The sequence below is a fragment of the Gordonia terrae genome (assembly GCF_001698225.1).
Lineage (GTDB): Bacteria > Actinomycetota > Actinomycetes > Mycobacteriales > Mycobacteriaceae > Gordonia > Gordonia terrae.
Genome location: NZ_CP016594.1, coordinates 378,341 through 394,764 on the forward strand (window position 1 = coordinate 378,341; position 16,424 = coordinate 394,764).

General features: G+C 67.8%; 16 protein-coding genes. 13 read left to right on the forward strand and 3 right to left on the reverse strand.

What is annotated here, in order from left to right; genetic code table 11:
* Positions 1 to 43 precede the first annotated feature (43 nt).
* Positions 44 to 670 carry a TetR/AcrR family transcriptional regulator gene (locus tag BCM27_RS01705; RefSeq protein ID WP_004021837.1) on the reverse strand — a complete coding sequence of 209 codons (627 nt, stop codon included), beginning with the start codon at positions 668 to 670 and terminating at the stop codon, positions 44 to 46.
* A 186-nt stretch (positions 671 to 856) separates the two neighbouring features.
* Between BCM27_RS01705 and BCM27_RS01710 the strand changes: the two genes are divergently transcribed.
* Genes BCM27_RS01710 through BCM27_RS01730 form a run of 5 tightly spaced genes read left to right on the forward strand, consistent with a single transcriptional unit; the run spans position 857 to position 5,618 of the window.
* The gene (locus BCM27_RS01710; protein WP_004021836.1) at positions 857 to 1,777 is read left to right on the forward strand and encodes an ABC transporter substrate-binding protein; all 921 of its coding nucleotides are present in this window, start codon (positions 857 to 859) and stop codon (positions 1,775 to 1,777) included.
* Positions 1,777 to 2,841 (forward strand): iron chelate uptake ABC transporter family permease subunit, encoded by a 1,065-nt coding sequence (locus BCM27_RS01715; RefSeq protein ID WP_004021835.1) that lies wholly within the window; start codon positions 1,777 to 1,779, stop codon positions 2,839 to 2,841. The genes BCM27_RS01710 and BCM27_RS01715 overlap by 1 nt, the downstream gene beginning before the upstream one ends.
* Positions 2,838 to 3,893 (forward strand): FecCD family ABC transporter permease, encoded by a 1,056-nt coding sequence (locus BCM27_RS01720; protein ID WP_004021834.1) that lies wholly within the window; start codon positions 2,838 to 2,840, stop codon positions 3,891 to 3,893. The genes BCM27_RS01715 and BCM27_RS01720 overlap by 4 nt, the downstream gene beginning before the upstream one ends.
* On the forward strand, positions 3,886 to 4,755 hold the full coding sequence (locus BCM27_RS01725) for an ABC transporter ATP-binding protein (protein WP_004021833.1): 870 nt from the start codon (positions 3,886 to 3,888) through the stop codon (positions 4,753 to 4,755). Before BCM27_RS01720 ends, BCM27_RS01725 begins: the two co-directional genes overlap by 8 nt.
* The gene (locus BCM27_RS01730; protein WP_004021832.1) at positions 4,752 to 5,618 is read left to right on the forward strand and encodes a siderophore-interacting protein; all 867 of its coding nucleotides are present in this window, start codon (positions 4,752 to 4,754) and stop codon (positions 5,616 to 5,618) included. The genes BCM27_RS01725 and BCM27_RS01730 overlap by 4 nt, the downstream gene beginning before the upstream one ends.
* Before the next feature lie 42 nt (positions 5,619 to 5,660).
* Here BCM27_RS01730 and BCM27_RS01735 read toward each other — a convergent pair whose 3' ends face one another.
* Complete coding sequence (locus BCM27_RS01735) at positions 5,661 to 6,221, reverse strand: peroxidase-related enzyme (protein WP_004021831.1); 561 nt, start codon at positions 6,219 to 6,221, stop codon at positions 5,661 to 5,663.
* 217 nt (positions 6,222 to 6,438) lie between these two features.
* Here BCM27_RS01735 and BCM27_RS01740 point away from each other — a divergent pair, with 217 nt between their 5' ends.
* The 5 genes from BCM27_RS01740 (at position 6,439) to BCM27_RS01760 (ending at position 11,875) form a co-directional block, all read left to right on the forward strand.
* The gene (locus BCM27_RS01740) at positions 6,439 to 6,882 is read left to right on the forward strand and encodes an MmpS family transport accessory protein (RefSeq protein WP_004021830.1); all 444 of its coding nucleotides are present in this window, start codon (positions 6,439 to 6,441) and stop codon (positions 6,880 to 6,882) included.
* On the forward strand, positions 6,883 to 9,861 hold the full coding sequence (locus BCM27_RS01745; RefSeq protein WP_004021829.1) for an MMPL/RND family transporter: 2,979 nt from the start codon (positions 6,883 to 6,885) through the stop codon (positions 9,859 to 9,861).
* 243 nt (positions 9,862 to 10,104) lie between these two features.
* Positions 10,105 to 10,401, forward strand: coding sequence for a MerR family transcriptional regulator (locus BCM27_RS01750; RefSeq protein WP_033204576.1), 297 nt, complete (start codon positions 10,105 to 10,107; stop codon positions 10,399 to 10,401).
* Between the two features lie 234 nt (positions 10,402 to 10,635).
* Complete coding sequence (locus BCM27_RS01755) at positions 10,636 to 10,953, forward strand: hypothetical protein (RefSeq protein ID WP_004021827.1); 318 nt, start codon at positions 10,636 to 10,638, stop codon at positions 10,951 to 10,953.
* Positions 10,954 to 10,975: 22 nt separating this feature from the next.
* The gene (locus tag BCM27_RS01760; RefSeq protein WP_004021826.1) at positions 10,976 to 11,875 is read left to right on the forward strand and encodes an arginase family protein; all 900 of its coding nucleotides are present in this window, start codon (positions 10,976 to 10,978) and stop codon (positions 11,873 to 11,875) included.
* 27 nt (positions 11,876 to 11,902) lie between these two features.
* Here the strand turns inward: BCM27_RS01760 and BCM27_RS01765 are convergent, their stop codons facing one another.
* Positions 11,903 to 13,486, reverse strand: coding sequence for a phytoene desaturase family protein (locus BCM27_RS01765; protein ID WP_033204682.1), 1,584 nt, complete (start codon positions 13,484 to 13,486; stop codon positions 11,903 to 11,905).
* Between the two features lie 61 nt (positions 13,487 to 13,547).
* Between BCM27_RS01765 and BCM27_RS01770 the strand changes: the two genes are divergently transcribed.
* Genes BCM27_RS01770 through BCM27_RS01780 form a run of 3 tightly spaced genes read left to right on the forward strand, consistent with a single transcriptional unit; the run spans position 13,548 to position 16,407 of the window.
* Positions 13,548 to 14,378 (forward strand): aldo/keto reductase, encoded by an 831-nt coding sequence (locus BCM27_RS01770; protein ID WP_033204573.1) that lies wholly within the window; start codon positions 13,548 to 13,550, stop codon positions 14,376 to 14,378.
* 23 nt (positions 14,379 to 14,401) lie between these two features.
* Positions 14,402 to 14,944, forward strand: coding sequence for a GtrA family protein (locus BCM27_RS01775; protein WP_004021823.1), 543 nt, complete (start codon positions 14,402 to 14,404; stop codon positions 14,942 to 14,944).
* A 56-nt stretch (positions 14,945 to 15,000) separates the two neighbouring features.
* Entirely contained in the window at positions 15,001 to 16,407 is a 1,407-nt protein-coding gene (locus BCM27_RS01780) for a phytoene desaturase family protein (RefSeq protein ID WP_033204571.1), read from the forward strand.
* The last annotated feature ends 17 nt before the right edge of the window (positions 16,408 to 16,424 follow it).

The window sequence follows — 16,424 nt, forward strand, 5'->3', positions numbered from 1 at the left end:
AGGGCCCACCTGTTCTGACGGACCAGGGTCGACGGGCCGCGGTTCAGGAATCGTGACGCGGGGGAGTGATGATCGCGGCGTTGACCAACGACAGCAGGTCCTCGACCCTGATGCCGTCGGGCAGCTCGGTGGCGAAGTCGGTCTCCAGCGAGGCCAGCCCGTGCGCCATCGCGAAGGTCGCGATCGCGATGAGATTGCCGGGCACTCCGCCGCCCCAGCCGTCATCCGCGGCGTCGGAGACCGTGCGCATGTGGAGTTCCCACGCCCGTGCCCGCGCCGCGACCAGCTCCGGGGCCTTGTTGTCGACCAGGCGTGAACCCATCATCAGGCCGACCGCGGCGCGGTGGTCGCGCGCGAACCGGACGTAGACCTGGCCCAGAGTGGCCACCGCCTCTCCGAGCGGCGCATTGCCGGGCAGCTGTTCGAGCGCACGGGTGTGCTCGGCGTGCAGGGTGTCGAACCCCTGCACGGCCACCGCCGTGAACAGCGCACGGCGATCGGCGAAGTGGTGGGCCACCGACTGATGGGTGATTCCCACGCGGCGAGCGATGGCGCGGAGGCTCGCCTTCTCCGGACCGGCCTCGTCGAGCTCGGCGACGGCCGCGACGAGCAGCGCCTCCCGGACCTCGGGTGTGGTCCGGCGTCGGATCGGGCAAGCCGGCTTCTGCATGTCCGCGATTATGTCCCACCCATGCGGGTGAGTTGGCGGACTCGAGGTCGCCGGGGCACGTGCTCGAGGCACGTCTCGGACCCCTCACTGCCGCCACGACCCGTTAGGTTAGGATGCGCTAACTGGCAGGGTCGGGGTTGACCGGTGCCGCTCTCGGCAGCGCCGATTCGTGAAAGGGCTTGTTGCATGCGTGCGTCCGTGGTTCGACGTGGAGTGGTGCTGGCGGCGGCGATCGTCGTGGGATTGGCGGGGTGCTCGTCTCAGTCGGACGGCGAGGACGACTCGGCTGCCGGTGGCGGAACACAGAGTGTGGAGCATGCCCGGGGCACGGCAGACGTTCCGAAGAATCCGCAGCGGGTCGTCGTGCTCGAGCCGGTGGAACTGGATACCGCGGTCGCGCTCGGGGTGACGCCGGTGGGCGCCGCGGTGGCCAGCAACGTGGCGGGGATTCCGAAGTATCTGGGCGTCGATGGGGTGGAGCCGGTCGGAACGGTGCCGGAACCCGATCTGGAATCGATCGCCGCCTTGAAGCCGGACCTGATCCTGGGTACCGAGTCTCGTCATTCCAAACTGTACGACCAGCTCGAGTCGATCGCGCCGACGGTCTTCATGGCGTCGCAGGCGGACCCCTGGCAGGAGAACGTCCTCCTGGTCGGGCAGGCGTTGGGCCGCAAGGACAAAGCGCAAGAATTGCTGAACGGCTTCAACGAGCGGTGCGCCCAGATCAAGGACACGTATGACGTCGAGGGCGAGACAGCGAATCTGATCCGGCCGCGCGACGAGACGACACTGAGCCTGTACGGACCGACCAGCTTCGCCGGCGGGACCCTGCAGTGTGTGGGGTACACGATCCCCGACCGCGAATGGGAAGACGGTCTGCAGGCCGACATCTCGCCGGAGAACATCCGGCAGGCGGTGGCCGACGACGTGTTCATCACGACGAGTGATGTCGACGACCCGTCGACGATCCCTGCTGCCATCACCCAGAACCGGGCTGCGTTTCCGTCGGTGACATTGGTGGACACCAGCTATTGGATCTCGGGAGTCGGGCTCAAGGGCGGCGCACTTGTTCTCGACGACATCGAGCGGTTCCTCCAGAAACCCTGATGTCGTCGTTGATCGACGCACCCGCCGGCACCGGCAGCGAGAACGCGGCGTCCGAACGGATGCTGCGGGCCTTGCCGACGTCGATCGGCCTGATGGGTGTGGCGCTTCTTCTCATTGTTGCGGTGGCGATGTCGCTGATGATCGGGTCGAACTCGATCACACCGGCAGCGGTGCTCGAGGTTCTCCGGGGTGGCGGTTCGCCCGAGGCGCGGTACGTGGTCATGGAGCTGCGGATCCCGCGTACGGCCGTCGGCCTGGTGGTGGGGGCGGCACTCGGCGCCGCCGGCGCGTTGATCCAGGCGTTCACCCGTAATCCGCTCGCCGACCCGGGCATCCTGGGAGTCAACGCGGGCGCTGCGTTCGCGGTTGCGGTCGGAGTGGCGTTCTTCGGGTTGCAGAGCATTCTCACCTCGGTCTGGCTGGCGCTTCTGGGGGCACTGGTGGTCACGCTCGGGGTGTATGTCATCGGTTCGTCGGGCCGCGGTTCGGCCGACCCGGTGCGCCTCACCCTGGCCGGCGTGGCGCTGGGCGCGGTGTTCTCCGGCATGACCACGGGTATGACGCTGAGCAATCCGGATGCCTTCGAGCACATGCGTTCGTGGAATGCGGGCTCGCTGGTCGGTCGCGGGCTGGATGTGCTGGCCCCGACCGTGCCGCTCGTAGCGGTCGCCTTGCTCGCGGCGTTCGTGCTGGCCGCCGGGTTGAATGCGCTCGCGCTGGGCGAGGATGTCGCGCGGGCGCAGGGGGCGAACGTGCGCGCCCTCCGCATCGGCGTCATCGCGTCGGTGACGGTTCTGGCAGGCACCGCGACCGCGCTCGCCGGGCCGATCGCCTTTGTGGGACTGATGGTTCCGCATGTGGCGCGGTGGTTGTTCGGGGTGGACCAGCGCAGGATCCTGGCGGCGTCGGTGGTCCTGGCGCCGGTGCTCGTCCTCCTCTCCGACGTGCTGGGGCGAATCCTCATCTCGCCGGCAGAGATTCCGGTCGGCATCGTCACGGCGTTCGTCGGGGCGCCGGTACTGATCCTGTTGGTTCGGCGGCAGAGAGCGAGCACGCTGTCATGACCGGCACCGGGTTGATCGACGTCGGTTACCGACGGCGGGTGATCGGCGTCGGTCCGTACGCGATGCCGGTGCGGGCGCGCAGCGTGGCCGTGGGTGTCGGCCTCGGTCTCGCCGTCGTCGTCCTCGGTGTCGTCGCACTCGGGCTGGGAACCTATCCGTTGTCGCCACTTGCCGTCGTCGAGACCCTGCTGGGCGGGGGCGACGCGCTCGATCGCACCGTGGTCTTCGAATGGCGACTGGCACGCACCCTTGCCGCGATCATTCTCGGCGCACTACTGGCGGTGGCCGGCGCGATCTTCCAGACGGTGACCCGGAACCCGTTGGTCAGTCCGGACATTCTGGGTCTGTCCAACGGGGCGTTCACCGGCATGCTCGTCACCGTTGTGGTGTTCTCGGCGAGCTGGTCGCAGATCACAGCCGGAGCGGTCGTCGGTGGTGTGGTGACCGCGGCAGTCATCTGGATGCTCGCCTACAAGGGTGGATTGCAGGGTTTCCGCCTCATCGTCACCGGCATCGGGGTGGCGGCGATGCTGGCGTCGCTCAACACGTGGATGCTCCTCGAGGTCGAGCTGGACACCGCGATGTTCGCCTCCGCCTGGGGTGCGGGGAGCCTCAACGGTGTCACCGCAACGCCTTTGATCGGCGCCGTAGGCGTGGCGATCGTCCCGGTGATGGTGCTGGCGGTCCTGACGCCGCGGATGCGGCAGCTCGACCTCGGTGACGACGTGGCCGCGGCCACCGGGGCCCGCCCCGCCCTCGTTCGCACAGTGGTACTGCTCAGCGCCGTCACACTCGTGTCCGCGGCGACCGCGGTCATCGGGCCGGTCGCCTTCATCGCCCTCGCGGCCCCGCAGATCGCACGACGACTGTCCGCGACTCCGTATCTGTCGCTGACGATATCGGCGCTCGTGGGGGCACTGTTGCTGCTGGCGTCCGATGTGATCGCCCAGCACGTTCTGCCCGTGACGTTGCCCGTCGGGGTGGTCACCGTCTCGGTGGGAGGCATCTACCTCGTCGCCATGATCATCCAGGAGATCCGTCGCCGTGCCTGACAAACACTCACCCACATCCGGCAACCGGCCCCGCACGTCGACCGAGGGCTCCGTGCGGTTGCGCGCCGACGACGTGACCCTCGGCTACGACGGCAAGACCATCATCGCCGGGCTGAGTGCGTCGATCCCGGACCGGTCGTTCACCGTGATCATCGGCCCGAACGCGTGTGGCAAATCCACACTTCTCCGTGGCCTGTCACGACTTCTCGCGCCCACGTGCGGGCAGGTGATCCTCGACGGCAAGGCGATCTCGAGCCGGCCGGCGAAAGACGTGGCGCGGCGCCTCGGTCTGCTCCCACAGTCCGCGATCGCGCCGGACGGGATCACCGTCGCCGATCTCGTTGCGCGGGGGCGATATCCGCACCAGGGTCTGCTGCGGCAATGGAGCAGTGCCGATGAGCAGGCGGTCCTCGACGCGCTCGAGGCCACGGGGACTGTCGATCTCGCCCCGCGACGCGTCGACGAGCTCTCCGGCGGGCAACGCCAACGCATCTGGGTGGCCATGGTGTTGGCGCAGGAGACCGATCTTCTCCTCCTGGATGAGCCGACAACATTTCTCGACATCGCCCACCAGGTGGAGCTCATGGAGTTGTTCGCGCATCTCAACCGCCAGGGACGTACCGTCATCGCGGTCCTGCACGACCTCAATCACGCAGCCCGGTACGCCGATCACATCATCGCCATGCGGGAGGGTGAGATCCTCGCGGCAGGCCCACCCGCGGAGGTGGTCACCAGCCAACGGGTCGAAGAAATCTATGACCTGCCCAATGTCGTCATCGCCGACCCCATCACCGGCGGGCCCCTCGTCGTACCCCGTCCGATGCCCGTCGGATCCATCCCGCACGTGGAGGCAGCACAATGACGCAGTCGATCGAATCGACCCGACCGTGGGAGTACAGCGCATTCCCGGTGACAGTCGCAAGCACACAACGGATCTCGCCGAACTTCATCCGCGTCACCCTGCTCGACCCGTCGCTGGGGAATTTCGCTCCCTGGGGCCTCGACCAACGCATCAAGCTCGTCCTGCCCATGGTCGACGGCACCGAACCCGACTTCGGACTCCTCGAGGACCCGACCCCGCACCCGAAGCAGTGGTACACCCGTTGGAAGGAGCTCCCGGCGGATCGCAGGAACGAGCTGCGGACTTACACCCCGTCGGCGATCCGTCCCGACCAGGGTGAGATCGATGTCGACGTGTTCGTCCACGAGCCGGCCGGGCCGGCTTCGCGATGGGCTCTGACCTGTTCGGCCGGCGACCGTCTCGTGATCACCGGGCCGGACGTCCGGGTCGGGCGCACCGGTTATGGAATTCACTACCAGCCACCTCACGCACCTGATCGGTTGCTCCTGATCGGTGATGAATCCGCGATGCCGGCGATCGGCAACATCATTGCCGCCACGCCGCCCACCACCCGCACGGATGTGTTGCTCGAACTCGCCGACCCACTCGACGACATCGTCGGTGCGGGACATCCGCACGCTCGGATACAGCACGTCACCCGCGGGCCCGACACGGGCCGACGGCTCGAAGAAGCGGTGCGGGACTGGGGTGCTCGGCATGCCGGCGACTTCCGGGACACGCTCCCGGCCGCCTATGCCTGGATCGCCGGTGAATCGACCACGACGACCCGGATTCGTCGGTACCTCACACACGAACTCGGCATGGACAAGAATCACGTCGCGTTCCTCGGATACTGGAAACTCGGTGGGCCGCTGGTCGGATGAGTGGCGGGGTCGAGAACCAGATTGCCTCGCCGACCCTCCGAGTCACCGTCCCATGGAGTAGAACTCGTCGTTGGGTGCGACCGCCGTCAGGTGTGCGAGACGGTTGGATGCGGCGAAGAACGCCGTGATCGCACCGATGTCCCAGATCTCGACGTCGGTGAGCCCCGCTGACCGAGCCCGGGCCATGTCACTGTCCGCGAACAGTTCTGGTGTCCTGGTGAGGGCGAGACTGAGATCGACGATCGCGCGCTGCCGACCATCCAGGTTCGCGCCCGCCGGGTTGGTTGCGACGTGATCGGACAGGTGTGAGTCCTTGGACCGCACACGCAGAATGGCGCCGTGGGCGACGACGCAGTAGATGCACCGGTTCGCTCCGGACGAGGCGACCACGACCAGTTCGCGCTCGGCTTTCGACAGTGGCCCGGGTTGGTCCATCAGGACGTCGTGGTAGTCCAAGAAGGCTCGCAACTCGTTTGGTCGGTGCCCCAGTGCGCGGAAGATGTTGGGGACGAAACCCGACTTCGACACGATGGGTTCGATCCGTTCACGAAGGTCAGGTGGCAGGTCGGCGAGCTCGGTCAGGGGAAACCGACTCGTACTCATGGGCAACGCCTTCCGTCACAGGGGCAGACTCTGTTCGCTGCGCGACAAGCCAATGCTCGCGCCTGGTGACGTGACTCACCACCCCCGGAAGGAGGGGGCGAAACCTTGCCAACGATCGATGTCACATATAGAGTCCCTGCCACTGGCAGTCTGAGTGTGGTCAGACCAGGGAAAGTCCAGGTCGAACCGCACGAGGGCTGATGTCGATGGGGGTCCGATGAAGAAATCCGGTGCACGTGGCGGCTCGCTGTGGATCGTTCTGGTGGTCATCGCTGTGATGGCGGTGTCGGCGTTCTATGTGGGCAAACTGCGTTTGAGTGAGATCCCGGACCGGGCGATCGGGCACTCACCCCCGGCGCCGCAGGCGGGCGTCGTGCGCGACAAGTCGATCGAGTACGTGGTGACCGGCCCGGCGGGATCATCCGCGCGGGTGTCCTACATCGAGCCCAGCGGGCGGGTCGTGGACGACAAGGTGTCCGTTCCGTGGCGGGTGGTGCTCCGAACGCGGGAACTGACGACATCCGTCGGGGTCCTGACCCAGTCATCGGGCCGCGGAACGGTGTCATGTGCGGTGCGGGTCAACGGATTCGAGCGCGCGCGGCAAGCCGGCTCGGGCGCCGACGGCAGCACTGTCGCCAACTGTCTGGTTCCGGTGGCGTAGATGAGCACCGACGACGGGGAACGGCAGATGGCCACCACACGCGGGCGGCTCGCGCGCCTTCGGCACGGGCTCTTCGCGGAGATCCGGCGACCCGTGCACCGCGAGGTGCTCCGTGACGGGGCATCGTCGCGTCCCCGGTTCGCGCGCTTCCTGTACGCCTGCTCGATCCCGGTCATCGTCATCTGGCTGCTCATCGCCGGTGGTCTCAACATCGTTGTACCGCAGCTCGAATCGACGGTCACCGAACACGCCCAGTCCTTCCTGCCCGACGAGGCGTCGTCGGTGCAGGCGCTGGTCAAGATGGGCGAGTACTTCGGCGGCGGGGGCAGCAACAACTTCGTCTACGTCCTGATGGAGGGTGACGAACCGCTGGGACCGGAAGCCCGCACCTACTACAACGAACTCCTGGCCGAGCTGACCGCGGACACCGAACACGTGAACTCCGCGATGGACCTGTGGTCGAATCCCGATCTCGCCCCGGCGGCGCAGAGTTCCGACGGTCATGTCGCCTATGTGCTGGTCAACCTCGCCGGCAACATGGGCACGGCGCTGGCCATGGAGTCGACCCAGTCCGCGCGCGACACGATCGCCGCGTCGACGCCGCCACCCGGCATCGACGTTCACGTCACCGGACCGTCGGCCGTCGTCAACGACGAGATGGTGGCCATCAACGACTCCATCATCCTGCTGGTGTCGGTGTGCGCGTTGCTGGTCGGCGCCGTGCTGCTGCTCGTCTACCGATCTGTGGTCACCGCGATGGTCCCCCTGTTGGGCGTGGGACTGGCCCTGGCGGTGGCCCGCGCGACCATCTCCTTCCTGGCCGAGAACGAGGTCATCAAGGTCTCGATCTTCGCCGCGGCGCTGTCGGCGGTGATCGTCCTGGGCGCAGGCACCAACTACGGGATCTTCCTGGTGGGCCGCTATCAAGAGGCCCGACGTAAGGGGCGCGACCGGGAGGACGCCTATTACGACGCGCTGGCCGGTGTGCAGCACATCGTCGTCGCGTCGGCGCTGACGGTCGCGGGTGCGATGGCCTGCCTGGCGGCAACCCGACTCGCCATGTTCAGCACGTCGGGATTGCCCTGCACCATAGCAATTCTCATCACCCTCGCCGCTGCACTCACCCTCGGGCCGGCGGTCCTCGCGGTCGCGACCCGACTGGGTTTCGTGGAACCCCGGGAGTCGGCCTCACCGCGACGCTGGCGCCGCATCGGCACCACCGTCGCACGCTGGCCGGGTCCGGTACTCGCGGCGGCGCTCGCCGTTCTCGCGGTCATGATCCTTCCGCTCGCCATGTACGCGCCGAGCTACAACGAACGCCGCGCGCAACCGGCGGACTCGCCCGCGAACGTGGGATTCGCTGCGGCAGACAGGCATCTACCGCCCAACATCATGGCGCCGAGTGTGCTCATCGTCGAATCCGACCACGACATGCGCAATTCGGCGGATCTGATCGCACTCGCGCAGATGACCGACGCGGTCGCCTCGATCGACGGTGTGAACGCCGTCCAGGGCATCACCCGCCCCCTCGGGCAGACCCTCGACCAGGGAACCCTCACCTCGCAGGCCGGGTACATCGGCAACCGCTTCGGGCAGATGACATCGCTTCTGCGCGATCGGATCACCGATCTCGACGCGATCGGCGCAACGGTCGACCGCCTGGACACCGCCATCGACGGCGTCGACGCCGCGCTGCGGCAAGGGGCGGCCGGCGCGGGGTCGCTGTCCGACGCCACCACGCAACTGCAGCAGACCAGCGACTCGACGCTGGCCAAGGTCGACGAACTCTCGGCGGGGATCGCGCCGATGCGCGGGCTGGTCCGGTCGATCCCGCAGTGTGGGGATGTCGCCGCGTGCCGCACCGCCCTGACCGGGCTGTCCGTTCTCGACGACGTTCCCGCCCTCCGCGAATCGGTCCGGGATCTCGCCAACGGCACGCGGTCCCTGAGCGGCGCCTTGCCCACCGCCGCCGAGCAGATCCCGACGCTGCGCGCCACGGTCACACAGATCCGTGAGCTGGTCGGGCCGTTGCGCACGACCCTGGGGGCTCTCCTCCCGCAGGTGGGTGAGATCACCGACTTCCTCGACGAGGTCAGTGGCGCGTACTCGGCGGGCAGTCCCGCTGCCGGCGGATTCTTCCTTCCGAGCCAGGCGTTGGAGAGCCCGCTCTTCCAGAGCGGTATCCCGTACTACTTCTCCGACGACGGCAAGGCGACGCGGATGATCGTCACCCCGCAGCGTGAGGGATTCAGCCGTGACGCGATGGACGTGAGCGCGCACGTCATCCCGACTGCCCTGGGCGCGATCAAGGACACGTCCCTGGCCGGATCCACCGTCAGCATCGGCGGCCCCGGCGGGACCCTGCTGAACATCGAGTCGTTCGCGCACGAGGACTTCATCGCCATCGTCGTCGCCGCCTTCGCCTTCGTGTTCTGCGTCGTCCTGTTCTTGCTGCGCAGTCTGGTGGCGGCGCTCGCCGTGATCGGGACCGTCGGCCTGTCGTATCTGTCGGCAATGGGGGTGTCGGTGTTCCTGTGGCAGGGCATCATCGGCAATCCACTGCACTGGTCGGTCGCGCCGATCGCGTTCACCTTCCTGGTGGCCGTCGGCGCCGACTACAACATGCTGCTGGTCAGCCGCTTTCGTGAGGAGTACGGGGCCGGCGGCGGCACCGGACTGATTCGCGCCATGGTCGGCACGGGAAGTGTTGTCACGCAGGCAGGTCTGACGTTCGGGATCACGATGCTGGCCATGCTCGCCAGCTACGCCCACAATGTCGCGCAGATCGGCACGACCGTCGCCATCGGACTCCTGATCGACACTCTCATCGTGCGGACCCTGGTCATGCCGGCGATCGCACGTCTCTCCGGCCGGTGGTTCTGGTGGCCGACGCCGTTCGTGTCGCTACCTGCGCGACGGACCCGCCTGGAACCCGAACACGACGAGCAGATGAGTCCGACCGTCGCGCAACGGCTCTGACGGTCGTTCGAATCCCGACCCGCTACTGCACCGGTTCGATGCGTAGCGAGCTGATGTGGCCGCCAGGCGTCGACCGTGAACCGGTTGGCCAGATCCCCTCTGCCGCCGGGGAAGTCGCCTTCGATGCGCTGGATGGCGATGACGGCGTCGCCGTCGCGCTCGATACGCATCAGTGTGGCCGTGTACGTGAACGCGTCGGCGACTGCCGCGCGCCACGAGGCGATCGCGGCACGCCCGTCGTAAGTGTGTCCGTCGTCGACGACGGCGGCGAACTCGGCGAACAGCGCGGAGATCCGGGTCGGATCTGTGCTCGGTGTCGCGTCGAGGTATGTCTCGACGACCGGCGGCGACTTCGGCCGCGCCACCCGTCTCAGCGCGAAAGCGTTGCGGTTCTACCACCGCGTCGGACTGCTCGAGCCGGCTCGCATCGATGCCGCCACTCAGTATCGCTACTACGCACCCGAGCAGATCGACGACGCACGTGTGATCCACCCATCCGGTCACTCGACATGCCGGTCGAGGAGGTGCGCCGTGCGCTGACAGCGCCCTCCGCAGCTGCCAAGAACGAGATCATCGCCGATCCGTCAGCGAGCACGGGATCGGTGCGACCGGGCCGGTCAGGGAGACGTATGTCGACGGCATCCCGGGCCAGAGCGGGACAACCGAGATCGCGTGGCCGGTTCACAGCTGACCCCGGTGGCGACAGGCCGCGGGTTTCACGGCCGTCGTCGAGGGGCACGCGGTGGACACAACCCGACGACAGGAGCCCGGCACATGAGTCACAAGCCTCCCAAGGACGTCCAGGAAGCAGCCCAGCGCGCGGTTCGATGGATCGACGACGGCAAGGCGGGGAAGGGATTCACCGACACCGGCCGCCATCGGGCCCACCAGTTGGCCGAGGGCAAGGACGTCGACGACGAGCAGATCCGCAAGATGCGCAACTACTTCTCCCGCCACGAGGTGGACAAGGACGCCACCGGGTTCAGCAACGGTGAAGACGGTTTTCCCTCGGCCGGACGTGTGGCCTGGGATGCATGGGGTGGCGACCCCGGACGCCGATGGGCGAACTCGCAGAAGATCGAGGGGGAGTGACCCGGGCCGCCAGGAGGACTCGGTGAAGATCACGGTGTTGGGGGCGCCGAGTAGTGCCGGTGCCTACTGCGTGGGCGTCGAACGTGCGCCCGCCGCATTGCGAGACGCCGGCCTCGTCGAGCAGTTGGCTGCCACCGGCGCGGAGGTCGTCGACGTAGGAGATCTGACGACAAGGTTGTGGTTTCCCGACCGGCAGAGCCCGTTCGCGCAGAACCTGGGTGGCGAGACGGATGCACTCGAGGAACTCTCCGCAGCTGCTGCCGGCTTGCTCGCAGCCGGGCAGCGTCTGCTCGTGCTCGGCGGCAGCTGCACGGCTGCGGTCGGGATGTGTGCCGCGATGGCGCTGGGCGGCGAACGCCCCCGCATCGTCTACGTGGACCGGCATCTCGATCTCAACACCCCGCGCTCGACGGCGGAGGGTTCGCTGAGCTGGATGGGCATGGCGCACGCGTTGGCCGTCGAGGGGGCGGCGCCGGAGTTGGTCGGCCTCATCGACCGCACGCCGATGCTGCACCCGTCGGACCTGGTCTACCTCGGAGTGGATGTGACTCGGGAGACCACTCGGTGGGAACGCGATCAGGTTGCCGAGCTGGGACTCGCGATCGTCGATCAGCGAACGCTCTGCGACGACCCCGGAGATGCGGCCCGCACCGCCCGCAGCACTCTCGCCCCCGGTCCGTTCGTGGTGCACCTTGACGTCGACGTGCTCGATTTCCTGGACGCGCCGATCGCCGAGAACGTGAACGGACGCAACAGCGGTCCGACCATCGCGATCCTCGAACAGGCCCTGGTCACGCTGCTGCACGACCCTGACTGTCGGGGGATGTCGATCGGGCAGCTGGACCCCGCGCGCGCCGCGGCGGATCGAACTGCGATACCGAGGCTCGTGTCGGCACTCGTCTCGGCACTGACCTTCACCTGAGCGGCCCGGGTCGGATCGGTGAGCCGGTCAGCCCAACGCGTCCACTCCCAGTACCGCGGCAGCGGCGTTGCGGCCCGGGATGCCGCTGACCCCGCCGCCGCGTCGAGCACCCGCCCCGCACAACAACACTCGAGGATGCGGGGTCTCGACGCCCCACTGGGCGACCTCGGCGGCGGTCTCGGCCCATGGCCACTGCAACGGCCGGTGGAAGATGTGCCCGCCGGGGAGTCCGATTGTGTCTTCGAGGTCCTGTGGCGTCTTCACCTCGATGCACGGACGACCGTTCAGGTCATGCGCGATGACCGACTGAACGGGTTCTCCGAGTACGGAGTTCAACGACGCGAAGGTTGCACCGACGGCGTGTTCGACGGCACCGGGTTCGTCGAACACCTCGGGCGGCATGTGCAGGCCGAAGAGAGTCAGCGTGTGTTTGCCGGCCAGCTCCGGTCCCAGGATCGACGGATCGCTGAGGGTGTGGCAGTAGATCTCGCAGGGTGGGAGATCCGGCACCTCACCACGATTCGCCTGCCGCCACGCATCGTGTAGTTGGGTTGCGGTCTGGTTGATGTGGAACGTTCCGGCGAACGCCGCCGCCGGCGAGACCGACCCGTCGCGGAGTCGCGGCAACCGGTCGAGCAGCAGATTGATCTTGAGCTGTGCTCCGCGGACGTCGGGCTCGCAGGGGATCGGCACCCCGTCGAGAAACGTGTTGAAGACCTGAGGCGCGCACGCCGCATAGAGCATCGACCCGCGATAGGTCCCGTCCGTCGTCCCGACGGTGCCGTCGTCGGGATCGACACCGGTGATCTCGACTCCCGTCACGAAGTCGGCGCCCGCCGAGTTCGCCGCCTGATACAGCGCTCCCGACACCGCGCCCATGCCGCCGACCGGCACATCCCAGTCCCCGGTTCCGCCGCCGATGACGTGGTACAGGAAGCAGATGTTCTGGCGCAGGGACGGATCGTCGAGGTCGGCGAAGGTGCCGATGAGTCCGTCGGTCGCGGCGATGCCGCGGACGAGATCGTCGTCGAAGTACTGGCGCAGGAGCGTGCCCAGCGGCAGCGTCGTGAGCGCTTCCCACAGTTCGGCGGTCGAGGTGTCGGTGGTGAGCCCGTCTGGGCCGACGACGAGGTCGTGCATCTCGGCCGCGGTGCGTAGGGGTTGGGTCATGGTCGGGAACACGCGGTCGGCGACCACGCCGAGCCGACGGTAGAACGACCGCCATGCGGTGAAGCCGACGTCGGACCCGGTCACCTCCCGGAACGTCGCGGCCGTCGCGTCGTCGTCGAGGGTGTCGACCAGGATTCCGCGCGCCGGGTCCGAGGGCACCGGTGTGTACGACGAATAGCGTCGGCGGACGAGCGAGATGTCGAGGTCGAGGTCGGCGATGACCGCGCGCGGCATCAGCGAGACCAGGTAGGAGTACCGCGACAACCGCGCGGACAGACCGGCGAACGGTGTCGCGGACACGGTGGCGCCGCCGACGTGGTCCGCTTTCTCCAGGACCAGCACGCGGCGTCCGGCGCGGGCGAGGTACGCGGCGGCGGTCAGGCCGTTGTGGCCCGCGCCGATCACGATGTCGTCGTACGACGCGTCGTCTGCGATGCCCATCGGTCCAGCGTTCCAGATCGACACACGACGCAGGATGCGGTTGTCGACATATCCTGATGCGGTGGACATCCCCTCGGTCGAGCTCAGCAACGGAAACTCGATCCCCCTGGTGGGGCTCGGCACCTACAACATGCTCGGCCGGCCGTGTGTGAGCGCCGTTGGGTCGGCCATCAAATCCGGCTACCGCCTCCTCGACACCGCGCCGCGGTACAGCAACGAGCTGAGCGTCGGAATGGGCCTGCACGGCACCGGTGTCCCCCGCGAGGACATCGTGGTGCAGACCAAGTTGGGTGGCGGCGACCAGGGTTTCGACGAGGCGATCAACGCCGCCAAGGAGAGCGCCCGGCGGCTGGGCGTCGCCCACATCGACGTCTACCTCATCCACTGGCCGTGCCCGAGCCTCGGCCGCACCGTCGACTCGTGGAAGGCCCTGCTGACGCTGGCCGACGAGGGATATGTCCGCACGCCGGGCGTGTCGAACTTCAAGCAGCATCACCTCCAGATGCTGTTCGACGAGACTGGGCGGTGGCCGGTGCTCAACCAGATCCAGTGCTCGCCGGTCCTGCCGCGCACCGAACTGCGAGAGTTCATGGCCGAGAGAGGCATTCACGCACAGGCATGGCATCCGACGGGCCGCAAGGAGGGGCTGCTCGCCGATCCGGTCATCCTCCGCATCGCGCGCAAGTACGGCAAGTCGCCCACCCAGATCGCGTTGCGGTGGTCGGTGCAGAACGGCATCAGCGTGGTTCCGAAGTCGTCGCACACCGGGCGACAGCTCGAGAACGCCGACCTCTTCGACTTTGCTCTCGACGACGCCGATCTCGCCGAACTCGCCACCCTCGACCGCGGCGAACGCGCCGCCCGCGACTCCGACGTCGACGAGGAGTTCTGACCCGCCTCGGCTAGGGTGTCAGCGTGTCTCGACCCGATCCCGGTGACCACGACGAGAACGCCGTCGGCGCTGACCACCATCTCCACGACGCCGATCACCCGCGTCACGAGGACTTCGCCACCCGGCATGCGCCGATGCCGATGGAGTTGCCGCTCGACGACGAAGAGGCATCGACCGACGTCGACCTGAAAACCCAGCTCATCCGGTTCGTCATCACGGGCGCGGGCTCCGCCGTCCTCGACTACGCCCTCACCATGTTCCTGCAGTACGTCGTCGGAGTGCCGGGGGGTGTGGCGAAGGCGGGCGGGTTCATCCTCGGCACCACCACGGCGTATCTGATCAACCGTCGCTGGACCTTCCGTGCCGAGCCGAGCACCGCGCGGTTCATCGCCGTTGTGTGCCTCTACCTTGTGACCTTCGTGGTGAACGTCGGGTTGTACGGCTGGTTGTCGCACCTGTGGGAGGAGACGGCCCTCTACTCCGCGATCGCCTTCGTCATCGCCCAGGGCACCGCGACCGTGATCAACTTCGTCGTCCAGCGGATGGTCATCTTCAAGATCCGCTGACCGGCCGGGTTCGGCATGCAGGGTCCCGCGCCGCGTCTGCCGGTTACGGTGTCCGGATGAGAACAGCGGTCGTCGTCGGCAGCGGACCCAACGGACTCGCAGGCGCGGTGCGCCTCGCGCAGGCAGGTCTCGACGTCACGGTCTTCGAGGCTGCCGACGAGATCGGCGGCGGGACGCGGAGCGCAGAGTTCCTCGAACCCGGCATCGTGCACGACGTCTGCTCGGCCTTCCATCCGCTCGGCGCTGCCTCGCCCTACCTTCAGACCCTCGGACTCGAGCGGTACGGGCTACGGTTTCTCAATCCCGAGATCGACGCCGCGCACCCGCTCGACGACGGCACCGCCGGCCTGTTCTATCGATCCGTCGAGAAGACCGCAGCGGGGCTGGGTCCCGACGGTCGTCGGTGGCGGGCGATGTTCGGCTCGCTCGGCGAGCATTTCGGCACCATCGCCGACGATGCGCTCGGCCCGATGCTCAGGGTGCCGCGGCATCCGTTGCGCTTCGCCGGCTTCGCGGCCCGGTCGGCACTGCCCGCGACCACGCTGGCGAGAGCCTTCTCGACGCCCCAGGCGCGGGCCCTGTTCATCGGTATCGCGGCACATCCGTTCGTCCGCCTGAACCACATCGGCACGGCCGCGGGCGGAGTCATGCTCACCGCCGCCGGACATGTCGCGGGCTGGCCGGTCGCCGAGGGCGGTTCGGCGGCGATCTCCCGTGCGCTCGCGGCCCTCCTGGAAGATCTCGGGGGCAAGATCGTCACCGGCAACCCCGTGCACTCACGTGCGCAACTCGACGCCGACATCGTCCTCTTGGATGTCGATCCCACTGCCGCGCAGCGCATTCTCGGGACCCAACAGCCCGAGCGCGTTGCGCGGGGGTACCGGCATCATCAGGCCGGACCGGCAGCGTTCAAGGTCGACTATGTGATCGACGGCGAGGTCGGCTGGACCGCACCCGGTTGTGACCGGGCGGGCGTCGTGCATCTCGGCGGCACGATGGACCAGGTCGTGAGGTCGGAGAACGCTGTGCTCGACGGTCGGATGCCCGACGATCCCTTCGTACTCATCGGGCAGCAGTGGTTGGCCGACCCGGGCCGGGCAAAGGGTGACCTCAAGCCCTTGTGGGCGTATGCGCATGTGCCGCAGGGATTCAGCGGCGACGCGACGGAGGCGGTGACGGCCCAGATCGAACGCTTCGCCCCGGGGTTCCGATCGCGGATCCGGGCCACGCGGAGCGCAGGCCCAGCCGATCTGCAGGCCGAGAACGCCAACTACGTCTCGGGGGACATCGGCGGCGGCCGAAACGACCTGTGGCACCTCATCGCCCGTCCACGCCTGACGCCGAATCCCTACGCCACGGGAGTCGAGGGCGTGTACCTGTGCTCGGCCTCGACCCCGCCCGGCGGCGGCGTGCACGGCATGTGCGGATTCCGTGCGGCCGAGGCGGCGCTGGCTGCTCGCTGACGCACCGCAGGTCGGGT